The sequence below is a fragment of the Pseudomonas sp. BB438 genome (assembly GCF_057180225.1).
In genome coordinates, this window is record NZ_CM170001.1 from 1,333,121 (window position 1) to 1,351,337 (window position 18,217).

At 55.4% G+C, this 18,217-nt stretch carries 12 protein-coding genes and 1 pseudogene; 5 read left to right on the forward strand and 8 right to left on the reverse strand.

Features of this window, described 5'->3' with window-relative positions; translation table 11 throughout:
- Positions 1-28: 28 nt before the first annotated feature.
- Entirely contained in the window at positions 29-1,330 is a 1,302-nt protein-coding gene (locus AC1ZV1_RS06375; RefSeq protein WP_484295992.1) for a type II toxin-antitoxin system HipA family toxin, read from the reverse strand.
- Between the two features lie 27 nt (positions 1,331-1,357).
- Positions 1,358-1,765: a DUF6957 family protein gene (locus tag AC1ZV1_RS06380; RefSeq protein ID WP_484295993.1), complete on the reverse strand. Its 408-nt coding sequence runs from the start codon at positions 1,763-1,765 to the stop codon at positions 1,358-1,360.
- A 290-nt stretch (positions 1,766-2,055) separates the two neighbouring features.
- Between AC1ZV1_RS06380 and AC1ZV1_RS06385 the strand changes: the two genes are divergently transcribed.
- Positions 2,056-2,988 carry a hypothetical protein gene (locus AC1ZV1_RS06385; RefSeq protein ID WP_484295994.1) on the forward strand — a complete coding sequence of 311 codons (933 nt, stop codon included), beginning with the start codon at positions 2,056-2,058 and terminating at the stop codon, positions 2,986-2,988.
- A 410-nt stretch (positions 2,989-3,398) separates the two neighbouring features.
- Here AC1ZV1_RS06385 and AC1ZV1_RS06390 read toward each other — a convergent pair whose 3' ends face one another.
- Positions 3,399-6,107, reverse strand: a complete 2,709-nt coding sequence (locus AC1ZV1_RS06390) for an AAA domain-containing protein (protein WP_484295995.1) — start codon at positions 6,105-6,107, stop codon at positions 3,399-3,401.
- A gap of 530 nt (positions 6,108-6,637) precedes the next feature.
- Here AC1ZV1_RS06390 and AC1ZV1_RS06395 point away from each other — a divergent pair.
- The 4 genes and pseudogenes from AC1ZV1_RS06395 (at position 6,638) to AC1ZV1_RS06410 (ending at position 13,253) form a co-directional block, all read left to right on the forward strand.
- Positions 6,638-9,301, forward strand: coding sequence for a tellurite resistance TerB family protein (locus AC1ZV1_RS06395; protein ID WP_484295996.1), 2,664 nt, complete (start codon positions 6,638-6,640; stop codon positions 9,299-9,301).
- Positions 9,298-10,593 carry an ATP-binding protein gene (locus AC1ZV1_RS06400; RefSeq protein ID WP_484295997.1) on the forward strand — a complete coding sequence of 432 codons (1,296 nt, stop codon included), beginning with the start codon at positions 9,298-9,300 and terminating at the stop codon, positions 10,591-10,593. Before AC1ZV1_RS06395 ends, AC1ZV1_RS06400 begins: the two co-directional genes overlap by 4 nt.
- Complete coding sequence (locus AC1ZV1_RS06405; RefSeq protein WP_484295998.1) at positions 10,568-12,790, forward strand: DEAD/DEAH box helicase; 2,223 nt, start codon at positions 10,568-10,570, stop codon at positions 12,788-12,790. The genes AC1ZV1_RS06400 and AC1ZV1_RS06405 overlap by 26 nt, the downstream gene beginning before the upstream one ends.
- Positions 12,791-12,819: 29 nt before the next feature.
- Positions 12,820-13,253: pseudogene (locus AC1ZV1_RS06410) on the forward strand (hypothetical protein).
- Positions 13,254-14,234: 981 nt separating this feature from the next.
- Here AC1ZV1_RS06410 and AC1ZV1_RS06415 read toward each other — a convergent pair.
- From AC1ZV1_RS06415 to AC1ZV1_RS06435, 5 genes are all read right to left on the reverse strand, one after another.
- Positions 14,235-14,489: a hypothetical protein gene (locus tag AC1ZV1_RS06415; protein ID WP_484295999.1), complete on the reverse strand. Its 255-nt coding sequence runs from the start codon at positions 14,487-14,489 to the stop codon at positions 14,235-14,237.
- Between the two features lie 824 nt (positions 14,490-15,313).
- Entirely contained in the window at positions 15,314-15,526 is a 213-nt protein-coding gene (locus AC1ZV1_RS06420) for a hypothetical protein (RefSeq protein WP_484296000.1), read from the reverse strand.
- A gap of 463 nt (positions 15,527-15,989) precedes the next feature.
- The gene (locus AC1ZV1_RS06425) at positions 15,990-16,577 is read right to left on the reverse strand and encodes a hypothetical protein (RefSeq protein WP_484296001.1); all 588 of its coding nucleotides are present in this window, start codon (positions 16,575-16,577) and stop codon (positions 15,990-15,992) included.
- Between the two features lie 354 nt (positions 16,578-16,931).
- Positions 16,932-17,135, reverse strand: coding sequence for a hypothetical protein (locus AC1ZV1_RS06430; protein ID WP_484296002.1), 204 nt, complete (start codon positions 17,133-17,135; stop codon positions 16,932-16,934).
- Between the two features lie 376 nt (positions 17,136-17,511).
- On the reverse strand, positions 17,512-17,856 hold the full coding sequence (locus AC1ZV1_RS06435) for a hypothetical protein (protein WP_484296003.1): 345 nt from the start codon (positions 17,854-17,856) through the stop codon (positions 17,512-17,514).
- Positions 17,857-18,217 lie beyond the last annotated feature (361 nt).

Below are 18,217 nucleotides of genomic sequence, written 5' to 3' on the forward strand. Positions count from 1 at the left end.
TCTCCTGATGCTGTCCCGGCGCATCACTTCAACGAAGGCCCCACTCACGCAGGCGCACATCCAGATTATTGAGGGGGATGACAGCGGCGTTCCTGACTGCTGTGGGCAAATCACTGAGCAGGTCGGGCAGTGCACGGAACGTCTGCGCTGTGTCGCGCAGCCGATCAAACATGGCGCTAGGTTCAGCAAACTCCGCCAACGCCTGACATGCAGCCCACCACACCTGCCGCTCAGAGCGCTCTGCTGTCCATTTGGTCGAGCGGGTAATGCCCTCAGGGTCGAGTACCATCGGCGCGAGATCGTAGATCGGAGCTAGCCTCAGCTGACCTTCGCGCAGAACTGCGATGTTTCGTCCGTGATTGTCAGAGTTGCCCAAAACACGATTGAGCAAATCCCGGCGTAGATACTCGAACACTAGGTCCTCAACCTGGTGAGATTGTCCTGCGTCGCGCCATAGCGCTGCCAGGGTGGCGACTACGTTCTCATGGCACATGGAGGAGCCTGGTTGCACGTTGCCGCATAGGGAATAAATCGACTCCACGGGAACCCGTCGCACCTGTTCCTTGAGGACATATCGATCAAAGCGGGGCATCCAGAGGCTGGGAGTACGATCCTCCTCGAATGACAGCCCATCCAGCGCAATTGACTCCAGGCCTAACTTACCAACAGCCAGGTAGTAGAGGTATTCGCTGTACAGAATGTCTCGATCCAACGAGGTTGCACGGCGCGGAAACTTCACTAGCCAGTGCCTCTTCGCCAAATGATCAGGAAGTACTGCATCGGCCTGAAGCACTCCCGTCCGCGTTTCAGTCAACAGCAGCTTGGGAGCTTCACCACCTGCACCAAGGGCACCGGCAGCCATTCTGCCTGGCTCGAGGAGGCGGAGGTTGTGCTGAATCACCTCTTCGCGCTGCAGAGTTTCGGTTGGAGCTTCTGCCACGAGCTCCGTCGATTCCTTCACTCGCAGATGTCCAATTGGTGCCGGCGTACACAACTTCAGCCAGTGCAAGTCCTGCGCAATATCCAGCCTCCGCTCCATATTGCTTCGTGCCAAAAATCTCCGCGCCGCTCCTGAGGGAGCAATGTCGTAGAGAAAGGCCGGGAAGCCAGACGAGTAATGGTGATCCCAATCCAAGCGATGGCACACGCTGATGGAGGGGGCGAGTGGAGAGCCTCGCTCATCATAAAATGCAGTCAGGAAGGCATCTGTATAACGAAATGCGCAGGGGCCGAAACGCCCCTGCTTGGGATGGATAAAATCCATGGTCATCGCGTCGTGCCAGCGATCACCTATGTACGCCTGAAGCGTTAACTGCAGGGGCTTTGACATGCTCCCCTCCGGCCACCACATTGGCGACTAGTGAATGGACAGTACAACACTCAATGGGGCGGACCTGCGTGTTCCCTGGCCCAGCAACACATAAACGGTGTTCCGACTTACGAAAAAGCCGGCATCGTCTCTCGAGACCTCGAACGTACTGCGGATCCAAGAGCCCGGTGGACAGCGCAGCGCGCTATCGAGAACGACGCGGTGTGCCAGGATTACGGTTGGACGCCTACCGCTGCGCTCAATTACCGCGAGAGCCTCAGGTGGGCATTCCAGGTCAATCAACGACCAGTCTCGCACCAAGCAGTAAGATCTCCTGGGGAAGCGTCGTTGGACCTCCGCTTCTGCATCAGCCTCACTCAGCATGCATCCCTCCAGCGGGGTCCCATCGCCATGTAAGGCTTCCCAGGCTTGGCCAACCAGTTGTTCTAAATCCATCGCTATACCTCTGATCCGCACATTTCGGTCATTTTTAGTGGCTCTCGACTTTCACCGGAGAGTTGTAACTGACGCGTATTTCTGTAGATGACATCTTGTCATCTACAGAAAAATCCAATGTCCGCATGCCTAACGTCCTGTTGCATCGCCAGTTTTTCTTCATAGAAAAATGACGCCTTGTAATCTATTCTGACTAGAAATAGCGCACCTGATTCTTGCCGTCAAATTAGGTGACGGATCATCAACAATTTCCGGCAGAATTAGGCTTCAGCTAGGAGCAGGAGCTTGTCGTGGGGCGACGTATCAACAAAGCCTGGTTCAGTCAGTACCGAGCAGCCTCTGCTGAGCTCCCCACGGCATTGGCTCGCGGGGAGCGCCGGGGGGAGATACTGCTGCGTCATACTCAGCAGGCAGGGGTTAGAGAGGCGACATTTGCCCGCATGATGAAGGCTGGCCGAGCCTTGGATAGTCTGGCGCCTGATCTTGAGGAGACGCAGGTACATTGCGCCTACATGCAAGCAGACGTGCTCGGAAAAATCGCCCAGATTTCCTCAGACCGTGCAGAGGAGCTCCTCTCCTCGGTGTTGGCTAATACCTGCTCTCTGGAGCAGCTCCAAGGTGTCTTGGCAGAGCTGCAACAGGAGCAGCCGGATACAGCGTCGTTGCTAAATAGGGACAGTGCTAGACGGCTTGTCCTGGCCCATGAGCGCAGTTGTACTGAAGCGATTGCCCGTGTAGGCGCCAGTTTTTTTGGCGTTCCGGGCGGCAGAATTCTCCGGCAGACAGGTCGCAGTCAGTACCAGGCCCCCAATTTCTTGGTGGTGAACGAGGACGGGACCCAGGCCGCCATTTTTGTTCGGATCGGTGGCATATCGAAGCCGGCCATGTCTGTCAGTCTGGATTTTCTCCAGTTGGCGCTAGCCCACCGCGCTCTTGTGCCGAAAATCTGGTTCCTCCTGCCTGAGGCTAGCCCAGTCATAGCTCCGCTTACCCAACTCACTGCATATGCCAAAGCGGCTCCTCACCAGGCGAATTGGCTGCGTATTGCGACACTCGCGACTGAGGGCGCGGGTCTCAAGCAACAGGGAGCGGACGCCTATTACACCCAAGCGATGCTGTTCAACCTAGAGCATGAGGAAGTGGAGTTGCGCTGGAACGGCCGCGACATTGAGACTGCTGAGGAAGTCAGTCTCGAATATTTTGCGGCATTGCAACGAGGCTGATTCGAGTCTCTGACGCTTACGTCGATTTACAGGGGGAGTTCCATCCCTCTATGCCAGCCATTCCAATTGATAGATTCGCTACTCTTTGGCCTGCCACGGAGCTGGTGGACCATGGTTCGTTCTATCTAGACGAACCACAGTCACCGGCGGCTATCGCTCAAGAGCTGCCTGTTGGAGCCTGCAGAAATCGGCCAGAAGTGGAAGATCAAAGTAGAGAAATAGATCCTTCCCCTTTACTCACATGTCCAAGCACTCGACCGGTTCGAAGAGTTGCCCGGGACAATTTCGTGACAGCGATCTGTTTCGCTGGTTGCTCAGCAAGACGTCATGGCGCTGCATGGTGGCTCGTCTGGTCAAGGCCCGTGGTTTCGGCGTCGACACCAGCCAGGCCTAGACTAGTCGGTCCTGCCTTACGCGCCGGACGCTGGGCTGGCCCACTGGGCGATGAAGTCATCAATTCTTTCCTCAATGCGGCTCTCGACCGTGCGCAGGCGCAAAATGGGAATACCGCTTTTCTCTAGGATGCCGTTCTTCAAGGCGTCCCGCGCCGCCTGGTCGGGACGGTCGTGGGACCCGCCATCGACCTCAATCACCCCCACCGGGGTCTTGCCAACCTTGAAATAGATCACGAAATCGCAACGGGCGCGTGCCATGAAGGCCCGCTCGCGGTCTGTCCAATCCTGGTTACTTGGCGATGCGATCTGATCCAGCTTTATCTCCGAGTGGTACATCAGTGAGTGGCACGCCGGGGCGGACAGTGCATCGCGCAGCAGTTGCGCCACGATCTGCTCGGACTTGTAGCGGGAATCTTCAGGCCGCAGGCGGGCCTCTAGGCGCGCCAGGGACAGGTCAAACTCCCGGTACAGCAAATCGAATGCCGATACCACGGGGGCGCGTACGATCTGCTCCTCCGGCGCGTAATAGGTGATGTAGCGCATCAGGGCCGCGATGTGGCCGTTGTTGCCGGTGAACACCCCGTCGCCCGTCACTAGGGTGAAATGGTGCTTGGCCCGCGACACGGCCACGTTGATCATGCGTGGGTCATCGACGAAATCCAGGCGTCTACGCGCTTGGTTGTAGCGTTTCTTGTCCAATACGGTGGAGAAAACGATCTCGTCGCACTCTCGCCCCTGGAACTTATGCACGGTGTCCCTGACGAAATCCGGTGGCAGGTGCTTGTCGGAGAGGTTGGCCTGTGCCCGGAACGGTGCAATGAAGCCGCGGCCGTCGCCGTCCAGCCCTGCCGGCTCCCCCTCGCTCTCGAGTAGCTTAAGCAGGGAGTCCAGCTCTCGCAGATTGATGTTCTTGCGGGTGTGATTGCCCTTGGCGGTCACCACCAGGCGCAGTGGCGACTCGCCTTTGTCCTCGGTCATCGCCACCAACGCGTTGTTATAGAACTGCTGGTTGCAGAACTGAATGATCCTGGGATGGCAGCGGTAATGCTCTTTCAGCAGCGTTCTGGGCAGCGCATCCTTGAACACGTTGATGCACGAATCGAGCAGGCTGTAGCGCTCGCAATCGTAGGCTTCGGCGGGCGCCGGCAGGCCCAATGCCACGGGAATGTGCGCCAACTGACGGTTGTCGCCGACGACGATTAGATTCCTCGCGCAGCCCATCGCTAGAATCCCCGGCACGATGTCCTGCAGCGAAGCTTCGTCGATGATCACGTAGTCGAGGATTGCGCCCGGCGCGATCGAATTGACGATGGAGTGCGTGCCACTGCCCAGGATCGGAAAGCGCTGAACGAAGGCATCGAACCGTTGACGGTACGTCTTGGCATCGAAGCTGTCCGACGGTGGCGCCTGGCGTTGTAATTGCTGCTTGAGATGACGCATTGATGCCGTTTTCAACTCATCCAGCAAGGCCGTGAAGTTACCGCGCTCCAACGATTCGCGGCACGCCTGTAGCTCCGCTTCCGTGTCTCGCAACGCCTTGTCGTAGTAGTGTATTTGCAGGTCATGAAAGACAGACAGGCGCGCATTACCTTGGGCGAATGGTTTGGTGCGGAAAATCTTGAAGTTGAACAGTAGCTCGATGCGATCCTTCAGGCGGATTCGCTGCTCTCCGAGATGAGCCAGGTAGGCCATCAGGTCCGCGGTCTTGCTAGGCGATAAGCCGTATTTGTCCAGCGAGTTGGCAGCCTGTATACCGTTATCTGCCTGCCACTGCTGCAGGTAGCGTCGCTCGATGGTTAGCTCATCGAGCTCGACTTGCAGTTGTGCCGCTCGATTGTGGTCGTGCAAGTGCTGCCGTAAGCGGGTCAGTAAGGCTTGAATTTCATCCAGCGTCGGCGCGGGCTCAGGCTCGCACGATGGCCAAGGTGGCAAGTCAGCGAAGAAGTCTTTGCGATTGCCCTCGTTGCCGAGTTTGGCGATCAGGTAGCCAAGTCCGCATTTTTCCAGCTTTTCGTAGACGTTTTCCACCGCCGCATTGTTGTTGGATAGCACCGCCACCGTCTGCCTATTCAGCAGGATATTGGCGAGGATGTTGAGGATGGTCTGGGTCTTACCGGTCCCCGGTGGGCCCTCGATCACGCTGACCTGCGCGTGGAAGGCTTGCTCGACCGCCGCGAGCTGACTCTCGTTCAACCCGAATGGATAGATCAGCCCCTGGCCCGGCGTCAGCTTGCCGATGCGCCCTGTGCAATAGGCCTGTAACGCGGTGTCGGCACTGGCGGGCAGCTTTTCCAGTTGGCGCACGATATTGGCGGCGATCTCTCGGTCATCCTTCGACTCGGCGCGATCCTGTCGGGCATTCGCTACGGCTGAGAAATATTGAAAGACCGGCGCGTCTTTCATCGCTGTCGGTGCGGTAAAGGCGATACCGTCCATCTTGTAGACGTAGGGCTGATTCGAGTCTCGATAAAACACGACGGCATAGCGTTCGCCGTAGATAGTCACCTTGGCGACGGGCGTTACAATTGTGCTACCGGGCTTGGTCAGCAACATGTTGCCCAGCTCACGGCAGGGCGAGATAACGCAGTCATCAAGTGCGTGTGCGACCTTGCCCTTTTTTATATACGAACACCTCAGTTGCAGACCTTCGTGTTTATCGCTCCAGATCGACCAATTGGTGATCTCTGCGCTCTTGTCCTCACCACCCACCTGAATCGAAACCATACATTCCTTTTTTGTATGCGTACGGCATCCGACTGCGCCCGACGGCGAACATCGCATTCCATTAATCCTTTATTTAGTGGCATGTTGCCATCATTGTGCGCAGAGCCGATAGCCGATCCAGGCAGTTGATCATCTGCCGGTGATTCAGCGCTTGTTTGAAGATGTACTCCTGGATCGCCTGAAGCCAATGCGAGCACGTCCGCCAGCACTGCCGCCGCGCGCCGCAGCGCTAATTAGAAGGCCATGCCCATTTCGGTGGGCATGGCCTTCTTCTTTACACAGCAGAAGATGATTTTCGGAGGGTGTACGTGCCCAGATAAAGCGGCCCGTACATCACCGTAAACAACTTCTTCCCTGCCAACAGCTAGCCCGCTGCAGAGACAGATACTCTGTGCGCCACAACGACACAGAGTGAGACAGCTGCCGAGCGCCTCCTGATAGTTGGCGGTTCAGCCTAAATTATTGATACTAACGATCTGCCAGTATCGAATCTAGGAAGGGTTGGGCTCATGGCAAGGAAGCGCAGAGGAATGAAGTCGAACGCATCTGGCGGGTTAGTTTTAGCCACCATCTTTGTCGTGATCGTTGCATCGATTCCCAAGACTGCATGGTTTCTCATCGGCATCGCGCTGGTGTTGGGGGGAATCGTTTGGCTGATTGCTAAGCTTGTCGCTGACTCAAAGCCTCTTGCTAATCGCGCCCCTCCAGCCAAGGTTGATCAGGTCGCGTCCACTAAGCCTGCAAAGCTTGCGAAGCCTTCTAAATCTGCCAAGCCAACTAAGCCTCCTACTCCCGTAGCAGCAGCCCCTCGTGTCGCGAAGCCAACCCCTGCAGCTAAGAAGGTGCCAGTAGCTCCGCGTACTGAAATCGACCTGTCGGCGTTTTTTACTCTGTCGCTTGATGAGTCTGAGTCAGCCGAGCCTTCATCAGCTGCAGTGGCCGAGAGCACTAAGAACGAAACCCAGAAGGTCGAAGCACCTACTTCTGAGGCGCCTCCTAGTGTCGTTCAAGCTGCTTCTGCCCCCGCACGGGTTAGTTCGCCGGCGCCGCCCGAGAAAGACCTATCGCACTTCTTTACGATATCGATTGGGTCTAGCAAGCCATCGTCGTACCAGATTCCTGATCGGCCAGCAGAGTTCGAGGACATAGAGCCCCATTGGGTGCCGGCAGGCGAAGCGATCGAAATTGCGGGCGAAAAGATCGCTGAAGGGATGTTCTACCTGGGAACAACCACCGGCCTGTCATACGGCGAGACTGAGCCGTCGATGATCGACCCAAGCCTTCCTGTAGCCCGTCGAATCGTCGATATCGCCGAGCGCCTGACCTATTACTGGCCGAGATACGACAGCCTCTCTCCGGAGGCGAGGCGTGCATATCTGCAGTGGTTGTCCAGCGGTAGGAAGGCGCCACACGCGAACATTGGCTACGTTTTCATCTTCTTCTATGGACTGGAGCGGCGCGCGCTCGTTGATGCGAAAAGCGATCCGGAAGCGGCAGCAGAAGTACCAGCAATCATTGCTGAAGTTGAGCGGCTACGGGCGATCTACCACGACAACTACTCGTTCCAAGGCTATGCCCGAAGGTTCTTGGAATTCCTTGCGACGGAAGGCTTCCGAGAGAAGCGATACCTGGAGGAGCCTCCTGAGGCAGATCGGTCGTCTTACGACATGGCTATGGAGCTCAGGGTGGGGCTGGGGCAGCTAGCGATGGACATGCAGCCGGTGCCCGCGGAATGGGCTCTCGCTTGGGTACTCTCTGACGTCAACATTGGTCTACGCACGCCGGCTACTCGTTGCCAGGCGGAGTTCGCCAAGCTGTTCAAGATGAGGTACGAGGAGGCCCATGGTGCTGGGATCGTTCTGCCTCAGAACAAGACGCGAGTGAAGGTCGAGTACCGGCCGGCATCCGGCTCGTTGCAGCCGTTGAAAGTACCCGGTACCGAAAATCTTCCCGACGTGACTGCGGTGAGTGGCCCTCGAAATAAGCTGCAGAAGATCACTGACGAGTGCACTGCGGAACTGGATTCTTACAGTCGGTACCTGGGGCGTAATCCCGACTCTCCTGATGCGCTGGAGGGCGTACTTCAGCTTCCGATAGCGTTGTGGCCGGAGACCACCCGTGCGGAGCTTGAGTCGCTAAAAGAGCGAATTGGTGATGGACTGCTCGTCATGAGTTTTGGCGAGTTGTCTGGCCGCCTGAAGAGCGCGGGCGCACTTTCAAGGGACAAAGTCTTGGCGTTTGCGAGAGCGCTTGAGTCTTTGCACATAGGCCTGCAACCCGACGTTCTCGCGGGGAGCCGAATTCCCAAGTCAGAGGACTCGATCGCGCTGTTTGCTACGCAGCCTGAGGATGGTGACCTGCGATCGTCTCCTGCGTACGGTGCTGCATCGGTAACCCTCGATCTTGCCTGTGCTGTTGCCGCTGCTGATGGCGAAACGTCGCCTCAAGAGATCATGTTGCTCTCGCGTCACGTCGACTCCTGGAGTCACTTGAGCAGCGCCCATCGCAAGCGTCTGAAAGCGCACCTGCGCCTCCAATTGAATCAGCCGCCGACTCTGCAGAGCCTCAAGAAACGCCTGGATCCTTTAGACCCGTCGGCGAAACGAGCAATTGTTGCGTTTCTGGCGCACCTAGCTCAAGCCGATGGAGAAGTGAGTCCGGCGGAGGTGAAGCTGCTCGAGCGTGTCTATAAATCTTTGCAGCTAGATGCCCAGCTGCTCTATAGCGACTTGCATATCGCAGCAAGCAGCCAGCCTGGTAGTGCTCCGTCTGCGGCACCGTCGCCTCAAGTAGCTGCGCCGGCGCCGACAGCAGGCGGTGGTTTCGTCCTCGACCAGGATCGAATTGCTGCGCTGCAGAAGGAGACGGAGCAAGTCTCCAAGCTCCTCGCTCAGGTGTTCGTCGATGAGCAAGTTGTCGAGCCCGAGGAACCTACGGTGGAGGAGGAGTCTTCGGGCGATACAAGTCTTTGGAACCTCGACGCCGAGCACTCTGCATTCCTTCGCTTGCTTGTCTCGCGCAGCGAATGGAGTCGAGACGAACTTGAAGCTGCGGCCGCGGACATGGGGCTGATGCTTGATGGTGCTCTAGAGCACGTCAATGACGCTGCATTTGACTTGTTTGACATGCCAGTCACCGAAGGTGAGGAGCCTGTCGAAATCAATCCAGAGATCAGGGAACAGCTAACTGTATGAGCACAATCAGAGCTAAGGATCGTGACGCAGTAATTCAGTCTCTTCGGGCGGGTGTGGTGCCCAGGGTTGGCCAGCATCTTATCCAGGTAGGGCGTGTTGGTGAGCTTGAGTCACTGATCCGTGATGTCGAGCGACTATCAGATGGTGGCTCTGCATTCCGAGTTGTCATCGGGGAGTACGGTGCGGGCAAAACGTTCTTCCTGAACCTGGTTCGCGCCATTGCAATGGAGCGCAAGCTCGTGACGATGCACGCCGACCTGAATCCAGATCGGCGACTGCACGCGACCGGGGGGCAGGCGCGTTCGTTGTACGCGGAGCTCGCCAAGAACATGTCCACACGCACGAAGCCTGATGGCGGAGCACTTCAAGGCATCGTTGAGAAGTTCATCGCCCAAGCCAAGACTGAAGCTAAAGCGTCGGGCAAGAGCAGCGAGGAGGTCATTCGCGCGCATCTCGACGAGCTCACCGAAATGGTGAACGGTTATGACTTCGCCGATGTGATCGCAGCGTACTGCAAGGGCTTTGAGGAAGGGAACGAGCAACTGAAGGCAGATGCCATTCGCTGGCTGCGTGGTGAATTCACTACGAAGACAGATGCCCGTGCTGCATTGGGTGTTCGCACGATCATTGATGATGCCTCCGTTTACGATCAACTCAAGCTGCTGTCTCGCTTTGTCAGGCTTGCGGGTTTCAGCGGTTTGATGGTCTGCCTTGATGAGCTTGTGAACCTCTACAAGCTCTCGAACACGCAAGCGCGCAACGCCAACTATGAGCAAATCCTGCGGATCTTGAACGACTCCCTCCAGGGTGCTGCAGAAGGTCTTGGGTTCGTACTGGGCGGCACGCCAGAATTCCTCATGGACACTCGGCGCGGGCTCTACAGCTACCCTGCGCTGCAGTCGCGCCTGGCCGAGAACTCCTTCGCGAAGTCCGGCCTGGTCGACCTTTCGGGGCCGGTGATCCGGTTGGCCAGTCTGTCGCCAGAGGACTTCTACGTTCTGCTGCAGAAACTGAGGCATGTTTACGCTGGAGGTGAGCAGTCGCGATATTTGCTGCCTGACGAGGCTCTGCCCGCGTTCATGGCTCACTGCAATCAGAGGCTCGGCGACGCTTATTTCCGTACGCCGCGGACGACGATCACAGCGTTCATCAATCTGCTTGCCGTACTCGAGCAGAATCCTGGTGCGGATTGGAGAAGCCTTCTCGGTGCGATTGAGGTGGCTACTGACGATGGTGGTGCAACTGATACCCAGGTAGACCCCGACGATGAGCTTGCCACCTTCAAACTCTGACTCTGCCGGCTTCGGTCTGCTAGACCCAGCGATTCAACGTTGGGTCTGGCGAGAGGGATGGACGTCACTGCGAGATGCCCAGGAGCGAGCTATTCCGGCGCTTCTGAACGCCGATCGCGATGTGATCATTGCAGCTTCAACTGCGGCAGGTAAAACCGAAGCAGCGTTCCTTCCGATTCTCACGAACCTGCTGAAGCATGATGACCTTGCAGGCTCTGTTATCTACGTCAGTCCTTTGAAGGCGCTGATCAATGATCAATGGGGCCGGCTTGAGACCCTCTGCCAAGAGTTGGATATCCCTGTCATTGCCTGGCACGGCGACATCTCTGCGAGTCGTAAGCAGCGCTTCTTGAAATATCCACGCGGCGTCCTCTTGATCACGCCTGAATCACTCGAGGCGATGTTCGTGAATCGAGGAACGGGTCTCGCAGGCGTTTTCGCCAACCTGCGCTACCTAGTCGTTGATGAGCTGCATGCATTTATCGGAAGCGAGCGTGGCAAGCAGCTTCAGTCGCTGCTCCATAGGGTCGAGCTGGTCGTGGAGCGAACCGTGCCCCGAGTGGGGCTCTCGGCAACGTTGGGCGACATGGCATTGGCATCTTCTTTCCTGCGCCCTGGAAAAGAGCAGGGTGTTGAGATCATCGAATCAAAGACTTCTGGGCAGGTGCTTAAGGTTCAGGTCAGAGGGTACGTTGAGGCGCTCTCGCGGCAAGAGACAGCAAATAGTGAAGAGACACAGCAGGACGATGACTCGGGCGTAGAGCAGGCAATCGCTGCGCACTTGTACCAAGTACTCCGAGGGAGCAACAACCTCGTCTTCCCCAACAGCCGCGGAAAAGTTGAGTGGTATGCCGACCAGTTGCGCCGGCTGTGCGAAAGTGACGGGGTTCCGAACGAGTTTTGGCCCCACCATGGCAATCTCTCCAAGGATGTCCGAGAGGTGACCGAGAAGGCCCTGAAGGCTGGCAATCTCCCGGCAACGGCGGTGTGCACCACGACCCTTGAACTGGGTATCGATATCGGGAGCATTCGCACTGTCGGGCAAATTGGATCGCCACCGAGCGTGGCAAGCCTGCGTCAACGACTAGGCCGCTCAGGGCGTCGGCAGGGCGAGTCAGCCATCCTTCGTAGCTACTGCAAAGAACGCTCATTGAGCGATGACTCGTCACTGTCTGATCGGTTGCGCCAGGGGCTAGTGCAGAGCGTCGCGATGATACGTCTGCTAATAGCTAACTGGTTTGAGCCTCCAAAGGTGCAGGGCTGCCATTACTCAACTCTCGTTCAGCAGATCCTGTCGATCATTGCTCAACGTGGAGGGGCAACAGCAGGTGAGCTCTGGCGCAGTCTCGTTGCTACCGGGCCATTCTCGACGGTCGCTCAGCCCGACTTCCTGATGCTGCTGCGGGCGATGGGTGAACACGATCTCGTCATCCAAGAGTCCTCTGGCCTGCTCCTACCTGGAGAGTCAGGAGAGCGGTTCATCAATCACTATGACTTCTACAGTGCCTTTATCAGTGATGAGGAGTTTCGGCTCATTTGTGACGGTAAGGCGCTTGGGTCTTTGCCTGTCTCCCGTCCGCTGACTGTTGAGCAACGCATCATTTTTGCGGGACGCAGATGGCAAGTGACTGATGTCGACGCAAACGCGAAGGTGGTGGTTGTACGGCCATCACCAGGCGGCGCGCCTCCCGTATTTGACGGTATTGGCTCGCGCGTCCACGACCATGTTCGCCAAGAGATGAAGCAACTCCTAAGCGAAGAAGCTTCCTGTCCGTTCGTGGATACGACGGGGCAGCTCCTTTTGGGCGAAGCGCGCCGTTGCTTCAGTGATCTCGGACTTGCGAGTCGTGGACTGGTTGATGCTGGTGCCGAAACCGCGGTGTTTACTTGGCATGGCGATTGGACGAATGACGCACTGGCAATACTGCTCGAACGGCAAGGTTTGAAATGCGAGAGAGCAGGGCTGGTGCTTGAGGTTGATGGCAGCATGGGGCGTGTCCAAGAGGCCTTGCGTCTCATAGGCGAGGCACCTGTTCCGCCGCTCCCGGAGCTGCTATCTGACGTGCAAAACATGATGTGCGAGAAATGGGACTGGGTGCTTCCTCCAGACCTGCTCGCCTCTTCATACGCTTCAACCTATCTCGATGTTGAAAGTGCTCGGAAGGTCGCTGCACGACTGGGTCGAGAGGCCCTGTAGCGAACCTGTTAAACAAGGATTGTCTGCAGATGGAACGGCTCAAGCGATCGATAGAAGAGCCTTTACGCCCCAATCTCACGCGTGAAGAAGCCTGGTTGCAGGAAGACAAGGGCTTGATTCACTGCTGGGAGATTGGTCGACGTCGAGCCGTCACTGAAGAAGGGCTCGCAGCTAAATGTCTGTTGGGCGAGCTGCCTCCACTTGGCTGGAAGGGCGGTATCGCAAACGCCTGAAGACGCTCGAGAAATACTGCTCGTTCAGGTATTTGGTTGAATGGCAGGGACTACGTGGAGAAGATCTCGATCTTTTCAACGAGCTGAGCTTGGTCTGCTCGAAGACGGGAATGACGGTGATCTTCACGGCTGATCTTTCGACGCTCGCAGGCCCAGGCAGCACTGAATTCGCTATTTACTTTTTAAATTTTAGGTATAACCATGTTGGTAATATGCTTCGCTCGAAATGAGCGAAGCGAGTGGTCTTTAAGAAGCTTTTAGTCAATGCTGTAGCCTAGGAATAAATATATATCATCAGTCGTCATTCCTAGGGCAACGGCTAATATGAATCCCAGAGCTATTATGAATGTTTTTAATCGCCAGGCGATAGATATGTGTCTTGCCGCTGAAGCGCCTTTAGGTAAGTAGTATCTCAGGATTCCTCTATATGGGCCTCCAATTGAAAAAAGCCATATCAAGGATATGAATAACGAAAACCATGCAAAGGGCTCAGGGTGATTCGATTTTAAGGCCGCGTATCCGAGGGATACGAGAAGAAAGGAAGCTGCTCCATTTGCCTGAGCAAAATACTCAGCTGCTATGGATTCTTCCGGACTACGATGGATCATATGGCTCCAAGGTGCTAAATGGTTAATGGAATGCATAGCTTTATATGGTCGAATACCACCCGTGGCTATTTCCAAGCCGTTTTATTAAAAGGGTATATGGCAGATTAAAACTAAACCTGCTCCCAGCAATGAGAGGGCAGTTGGTGGAAGATGTACAGGCAGATTGTATCTCTTCGCCAAATCCTCGGCGAAAGCAAAAAAACTGCAATACCACAAATAGCGCTCGCCATTGTCGTTGGGTATCGCCCAATCAATGTCCGATTGACCCCGCCGAGCAAACTATATTCGTGATATTGAATCATTCGATTTGACCGTCCTATCGATGCAGCAAAGGAATTCACTCTCCTTCAAAAGGGGGCAGCGTTTCGGCTGCCCCAAGGAGTTCAATCGAAGGCCTACTGGGTGTGGCAGACCGACGAGCAAGTCCGACATCCATTCGACTGCGGATAGGTATTGCGTGCCTGACGTACTGCGGTCATGCAGGTTGTGTGGTAGCCGAGATCAAGGCGGTTGTGTGGCGCTGGCAAAAAGACGCAGGAGCTGGTGTGCACCTCATGATCACCATTAGCCTGGGCGTTGCGGTTCACGTAATACTGGGGCATGTCATTCACCCCGCTCTTTGTTCGATTGGGCGAGTACCGAGGCCGCGAGGGTCTTGGTTGTGGCGTTGTACTTACCGCTATCCAGCACACGGCCGGCCTTGGCCTCCATGTCCGCGCCGGTTTGCTTACTGCTAGATGCTTGCGACATAGCCGATCCCGCCAGTTCTTTCTGAATGGCCGAGGAGCTGTCGCTGCGGAGGATTTTGGAAGCCAGACTGGCTACCTGGGACGATGTTTGCTTCGTATTTTTCGGCACGATGAGGTGCTCCTGTATCTACGTTGGATCAAGTAGGCAGGAGCGACCCTTCAGCGGAAAACCAACCCGGTTGATTGACACCCAGAGTCGGATTTCTCTCTAATGCGCGTCCCGCCAATGTCCGCATTGGGTCAGGGAAGGCGGCTATGCGTGCTCGGCGACCAAACTTTGCACGCATAGCCGCTGCCTTATGACTCCGCAGCGTGCCCATCAAAAACACAAGATATGGGATTTCTGCTGGGCTGAGATACAAGGTAGTGGGGTGCTTTTGACAAAGCAAGGTACCCAGGCTGTGGATAACTTGTGCGCAAACTGTGAGCTGGTTTTATTTCCACCCTGTATGAATGGACAGGCCTTCAAAATCGCGGCTTCTAGCCAATGTGCTTTGTCATATCTTGAAACAATCTTCCCTTTCCGCAGTATTTGAGCGTTTATAAGCAGCGCGTCTTGACCGCATGGGTCGTGATCATGGCGCCATTTTTCCGTGCATTTAATAAGGTGACGGACAGGGGCTACACAATCGAAGATGTCCTGCGTCGATGTTCTCGGCAGGGTAACCCCTGTCATGCCGTCAGCATGTTATGAATTCGTAGCCCTTCTTTCGAATCAGGCTCTAGGCAGCAAAAGCGCATTGGCTACGCGCTAAAAAACGGCACTTGTTGCGCTGGTAGCGCTTGCATGCGAGCACACGGAACGAAGTCCGTGCATGCCATGCTGCTTGGCCATATTGCCTTATCGGATTAGGGATAATGGCTTGTTTCAGCCTTGCTATTGGCGCCGAGAAAAGCAATCGGGAGACGTATTGCTCGTTCATCAGGTTGATGCTAATGAAAAAGCCTATGCCCTAAGGATGGTCTGAAGTAGTCATGAATGCCTGACCGACCGACTTCAGCGCCTGCCGATTTTGAAAGCGACCAATCAAAAAGCGGCCAGATCAGCCGTTCATTTCTGTTTTTTTGCCGCCGCGAGCATTCCTCAGCAGCCATCTCCTGGCGGGTCTGCTTGCGATTGCCAGCGTACTCGGCATTCTGCTTCATCGGGAAACTCGGGCAACGGCGACGGTGTATTTCACCAGCTTGCGAAGTCTTCTTCAGAGCTTCCCTAATGAATGTTCAACTGGGGGGCGTTTCGATAGCGTGAAGACATACAGAGTTTCACTGAGGGTGGCCGTGTTCATGCGAAAATTAGGCAAGTAGAACCATATACGACGATCGTGCGGCTGACGCATCTCAGCTTAAGAGGTGGATGGGGGATGAATAACTGCAATTGGCTGATTTCTGCTGTTAATTTGACCATGATTCGTCCTTAGTAGGACGTACCATGGTCATCCCTCGGTGGCACCGGCTATTGGATGAAGACCATCTTCTCGGTCCTTTCCTACGAATTAAGCAGACCTGGATACTCAGCAGAAAATGAGGGCAGCCAAAGTTACGAGAGATTTTCGCATCTAGAACGTTGGCCTGTCAGGCGCTGCCGGTACTGTATTTACGTGGAACACTCTCACTCAGACGGATCGAGGTCGATTACCTCTTGTAGTTTTCCTCCACGTATATCGCATTGAGCCTTCACCGTAAAACCCGCTCCGCCATTATCAAAGTGGCCTATCATTATCGGCATGTCCCTCTGGTACCTGGGATCATTTCTTTGTTGGCTCCACAACCTAAGCGTGCCGTATTTTATGCTTCCAGGCGGCGAAATCCTTTGTTGTATATCTTCACGGCAGCGCTCCAATAATTCTGTTCGAGACGCCGGACGGAGTTGTGAGCTCTGCAATATAACGCACTCGCGAACATCCTTGATTTCCGCGAGGATCGCCTTAGTACTTTCTACGGACTTGTCGCCTAGCTGCTTTAGCAATGCAGTTTCCTGCATATCGACGCTTCTGCTCATTCTCTGAGTGAACTCCACGTCGCTACTCTTGTCCGCTACGGCAAATGCCGTTTTGAACATATACTCGGCTTGCGAGCTCAACCCCATGCCGCAGCTCTTCATCGCTATGTTAACAGGGTCGGACTCGACTGGCGTAGACATGCAGCCTTGTAGGGCGGCGAAAGGGGCGATGCAAAAAATAAATAACTTACTAGTCATGCGTTTCTCCAGGCAGGTATTCTGCCTATCGGCATCCAGTAGAGCTTCTTTAATTTTCTCGCGCGATCGCTGTATGAAGGACCGCATTTACTAAGGAGTCGTGCGCTTAGCCTGTGTGTTGTGTAGGGCTAGGAATGAGAGGAATGCTTTGTAGAGGCTTATCCTTAGCAGTCGGATATTGGCTAACCAAGAGCTATAGTGCGACGAGCTACTACTACTGCTACGCCATGGGATGTATGAGCGTTTTCGTTGAGTAAAAATGAGCCTCTACCGGAGTGAGTCGACTGCGTCTTTACAGGGAATAGATTCAAGAGCCCGATAGTCTTGACTCCTAGAATATAGCTGAGTCAAAGTTTAACCGCGTTGCCAGCGCAGAGAGGAGATGCAGGGATGTGAAGGCATCTTATCGAAACAGAAAAGCATCGCCGCACGATCATAGATCTTCTGCACTTCATACAGCATCTGGGGATACAGCCCGGCCTGCAGGGTGACTAGTATTTCGCCGTTTTCGAACGAGTTCGGATGTCCGCTTTGGGTGGCAGCGCTGAGCATGATCATGGTTCGTCGTATGCCAACGGCGCCTGATCAGTGAGCTGCTACGCCTCGCAGGTCATCGTGGGGAAGCGCTCAGCACTCTGACTGGGTTGGCTTTGATCGATGGAAATACCGATCACGTGGTTGGCCGCTAAGCAGAGGTGGCTTGCGCCGAAAACCTGAGTTGCCGGACCTCACCGCTGACGCATTTTGGGCAGCACTAGAATGCTTGAAAGCCAATAATGACGGGAGTTGTAGAGAACCTGTAAACCTTTTTTCTCGACTGTTAACTAACCAAGTTTACAGTCGAGAAAAAAGGTTTACAGGTCGAGGATCTGAGGTGGGGCGCAAAGCGCAGGGGCCGTTACCGCTTGATGGCCCCTGGTCTCAATTGCTTTAGTTAATTGGTGACAACGTCTTTGTACTGGTCGTAAGCAACAGCGTCATTCGCTTCACGCATCACATTGGCGAGTTCCTCCTGAGCTGCGTGAGCGCTTCTGGCCTTCAATCGAATTCCGCTCCAGTCGTAGTTGCGAGGCTCATACGTTATGGCGTAGTAGCGCCGCAGATGAGGGCTGTACCAAATCCCCCACTCCTCGTAATGGACATCAGCATCATCGCCAACTGATCGAAGGTCAGTAGGGAGGCGTAACCCGAATCCGGCATCGCGATCGGGTCCTACCCAGTACCCACGGATATGTCGGATTTGAGTGTTTTCGCCAGTTGGCCCTTGTACGAATTGCATTCGGTCTCCAGAAGGGTTTGCTCACTGAGCGAGCATTCAGATTCGCTCATAGCATCCAGCCGCAGGCGAATCGTAACCGCCGCGCCCACTCTGTGTGCGCGGCTAACCCCTAGATAAATAACCAGTGACTTCTTGGTGGTCAAGGGGCTGGAGTGGCCCGTGGCGCGGCCTCCAGGGGCGATTTGTGAACATTGTAAGCAGCCATCAGAGCTTGGCTATTTTCGCCCAAATTGAGACTGTTAAGTCGCTTTGTGACTTTTTGGCGTCGCTGTTCATTGCGCGTCTCACATGAGCCGGGATCGTTCATCTAGGACGAACCATGGTCACGGGCCGCTACCGACCCAAAGCGGACGTGTGCTCC

What these genes read in the sequence shown, in the direction of transcription:
- AC1ZV1_RS06375 (WP_484295992.1), bottom strand. Translation starts at nt 1,330, where the DNA reads ATGTCAAAGCCCCTGCAGTTAACGCTTCAGGCGTACATAGGTGATCGC.
- AC1ZV1_RS06380 (WP_484295993.1), bottom strand. Translation starts at nt 1,765, where the DNA reads ATGGATTTAGAACAACTGGTTGGCCAAGCCTGGGAAGCCTTACATGGC.
- AC1ZV1_RS06390 (WP_484295995.1), bottom strand. Translation starts at nt 6,107, where the DNA reads ATGGTTTCGATTCAGGTGGGTGGTGAGGACAAGAGCGCAGAGATCACC.
- AC1ZV1_RS06395 (WP_484295996.1), top strand. Translation starts at nt 6,638, where the DNA reads ATGAAGTCGAACGCATCTGGCGGGTTAGTTTTAGCCACCATCTTTGTC.
- AC1ZV1_RS06400 (WP_484295997.1), top strand. Translation starts at nt 9,298, where the DNA reads ATGAGCACAATCAGAGCTAAGGATCGTGACGCAGTAATTCAGTCTCTT.
- AC1ZV1_RS06405 (WP_484295998.1), top strand. Translation starts at nt 10,568, where the DNA reads ATGAGCTTGCCACCTTCAAACTCTGACTCTGCCGGCTTCGGTCTGCTA.
- AC1ZV1_RS06420 (WP_484296000.1), bottom strand. Translation starts at nt 15,526, where the DNA reads ATGAAGCAGAATGCCGAGTACGCTGGCAATCGCAAGCAGACCCGCCAG.
- AC1ZV1_RS06425 (WP_484296001.1), bottom strand. Translation starts at nt 16,577, where the DNA reads ATGACTAGTAAGTTATTTATTTTTTGCATCGCCCCTTTCGCCGCCCTA.
- AC1ZV1_RS06430 (WP_484296002.1), bottom strand. Translation starts at nt 17,135, where the DNA reads ATGATCATGCTCAGCGCTGCCACCCAAAGCGGACATCCGAACTCGTTC.
- AC1ZV1_RS06435 (WP_484296003.1), bottom strand. Translation starts at nt 17,856, where the DNA reads ATGCAATTCGTACAAGGGCCAACTGGCGAAAACACTCAAATCCGACAT.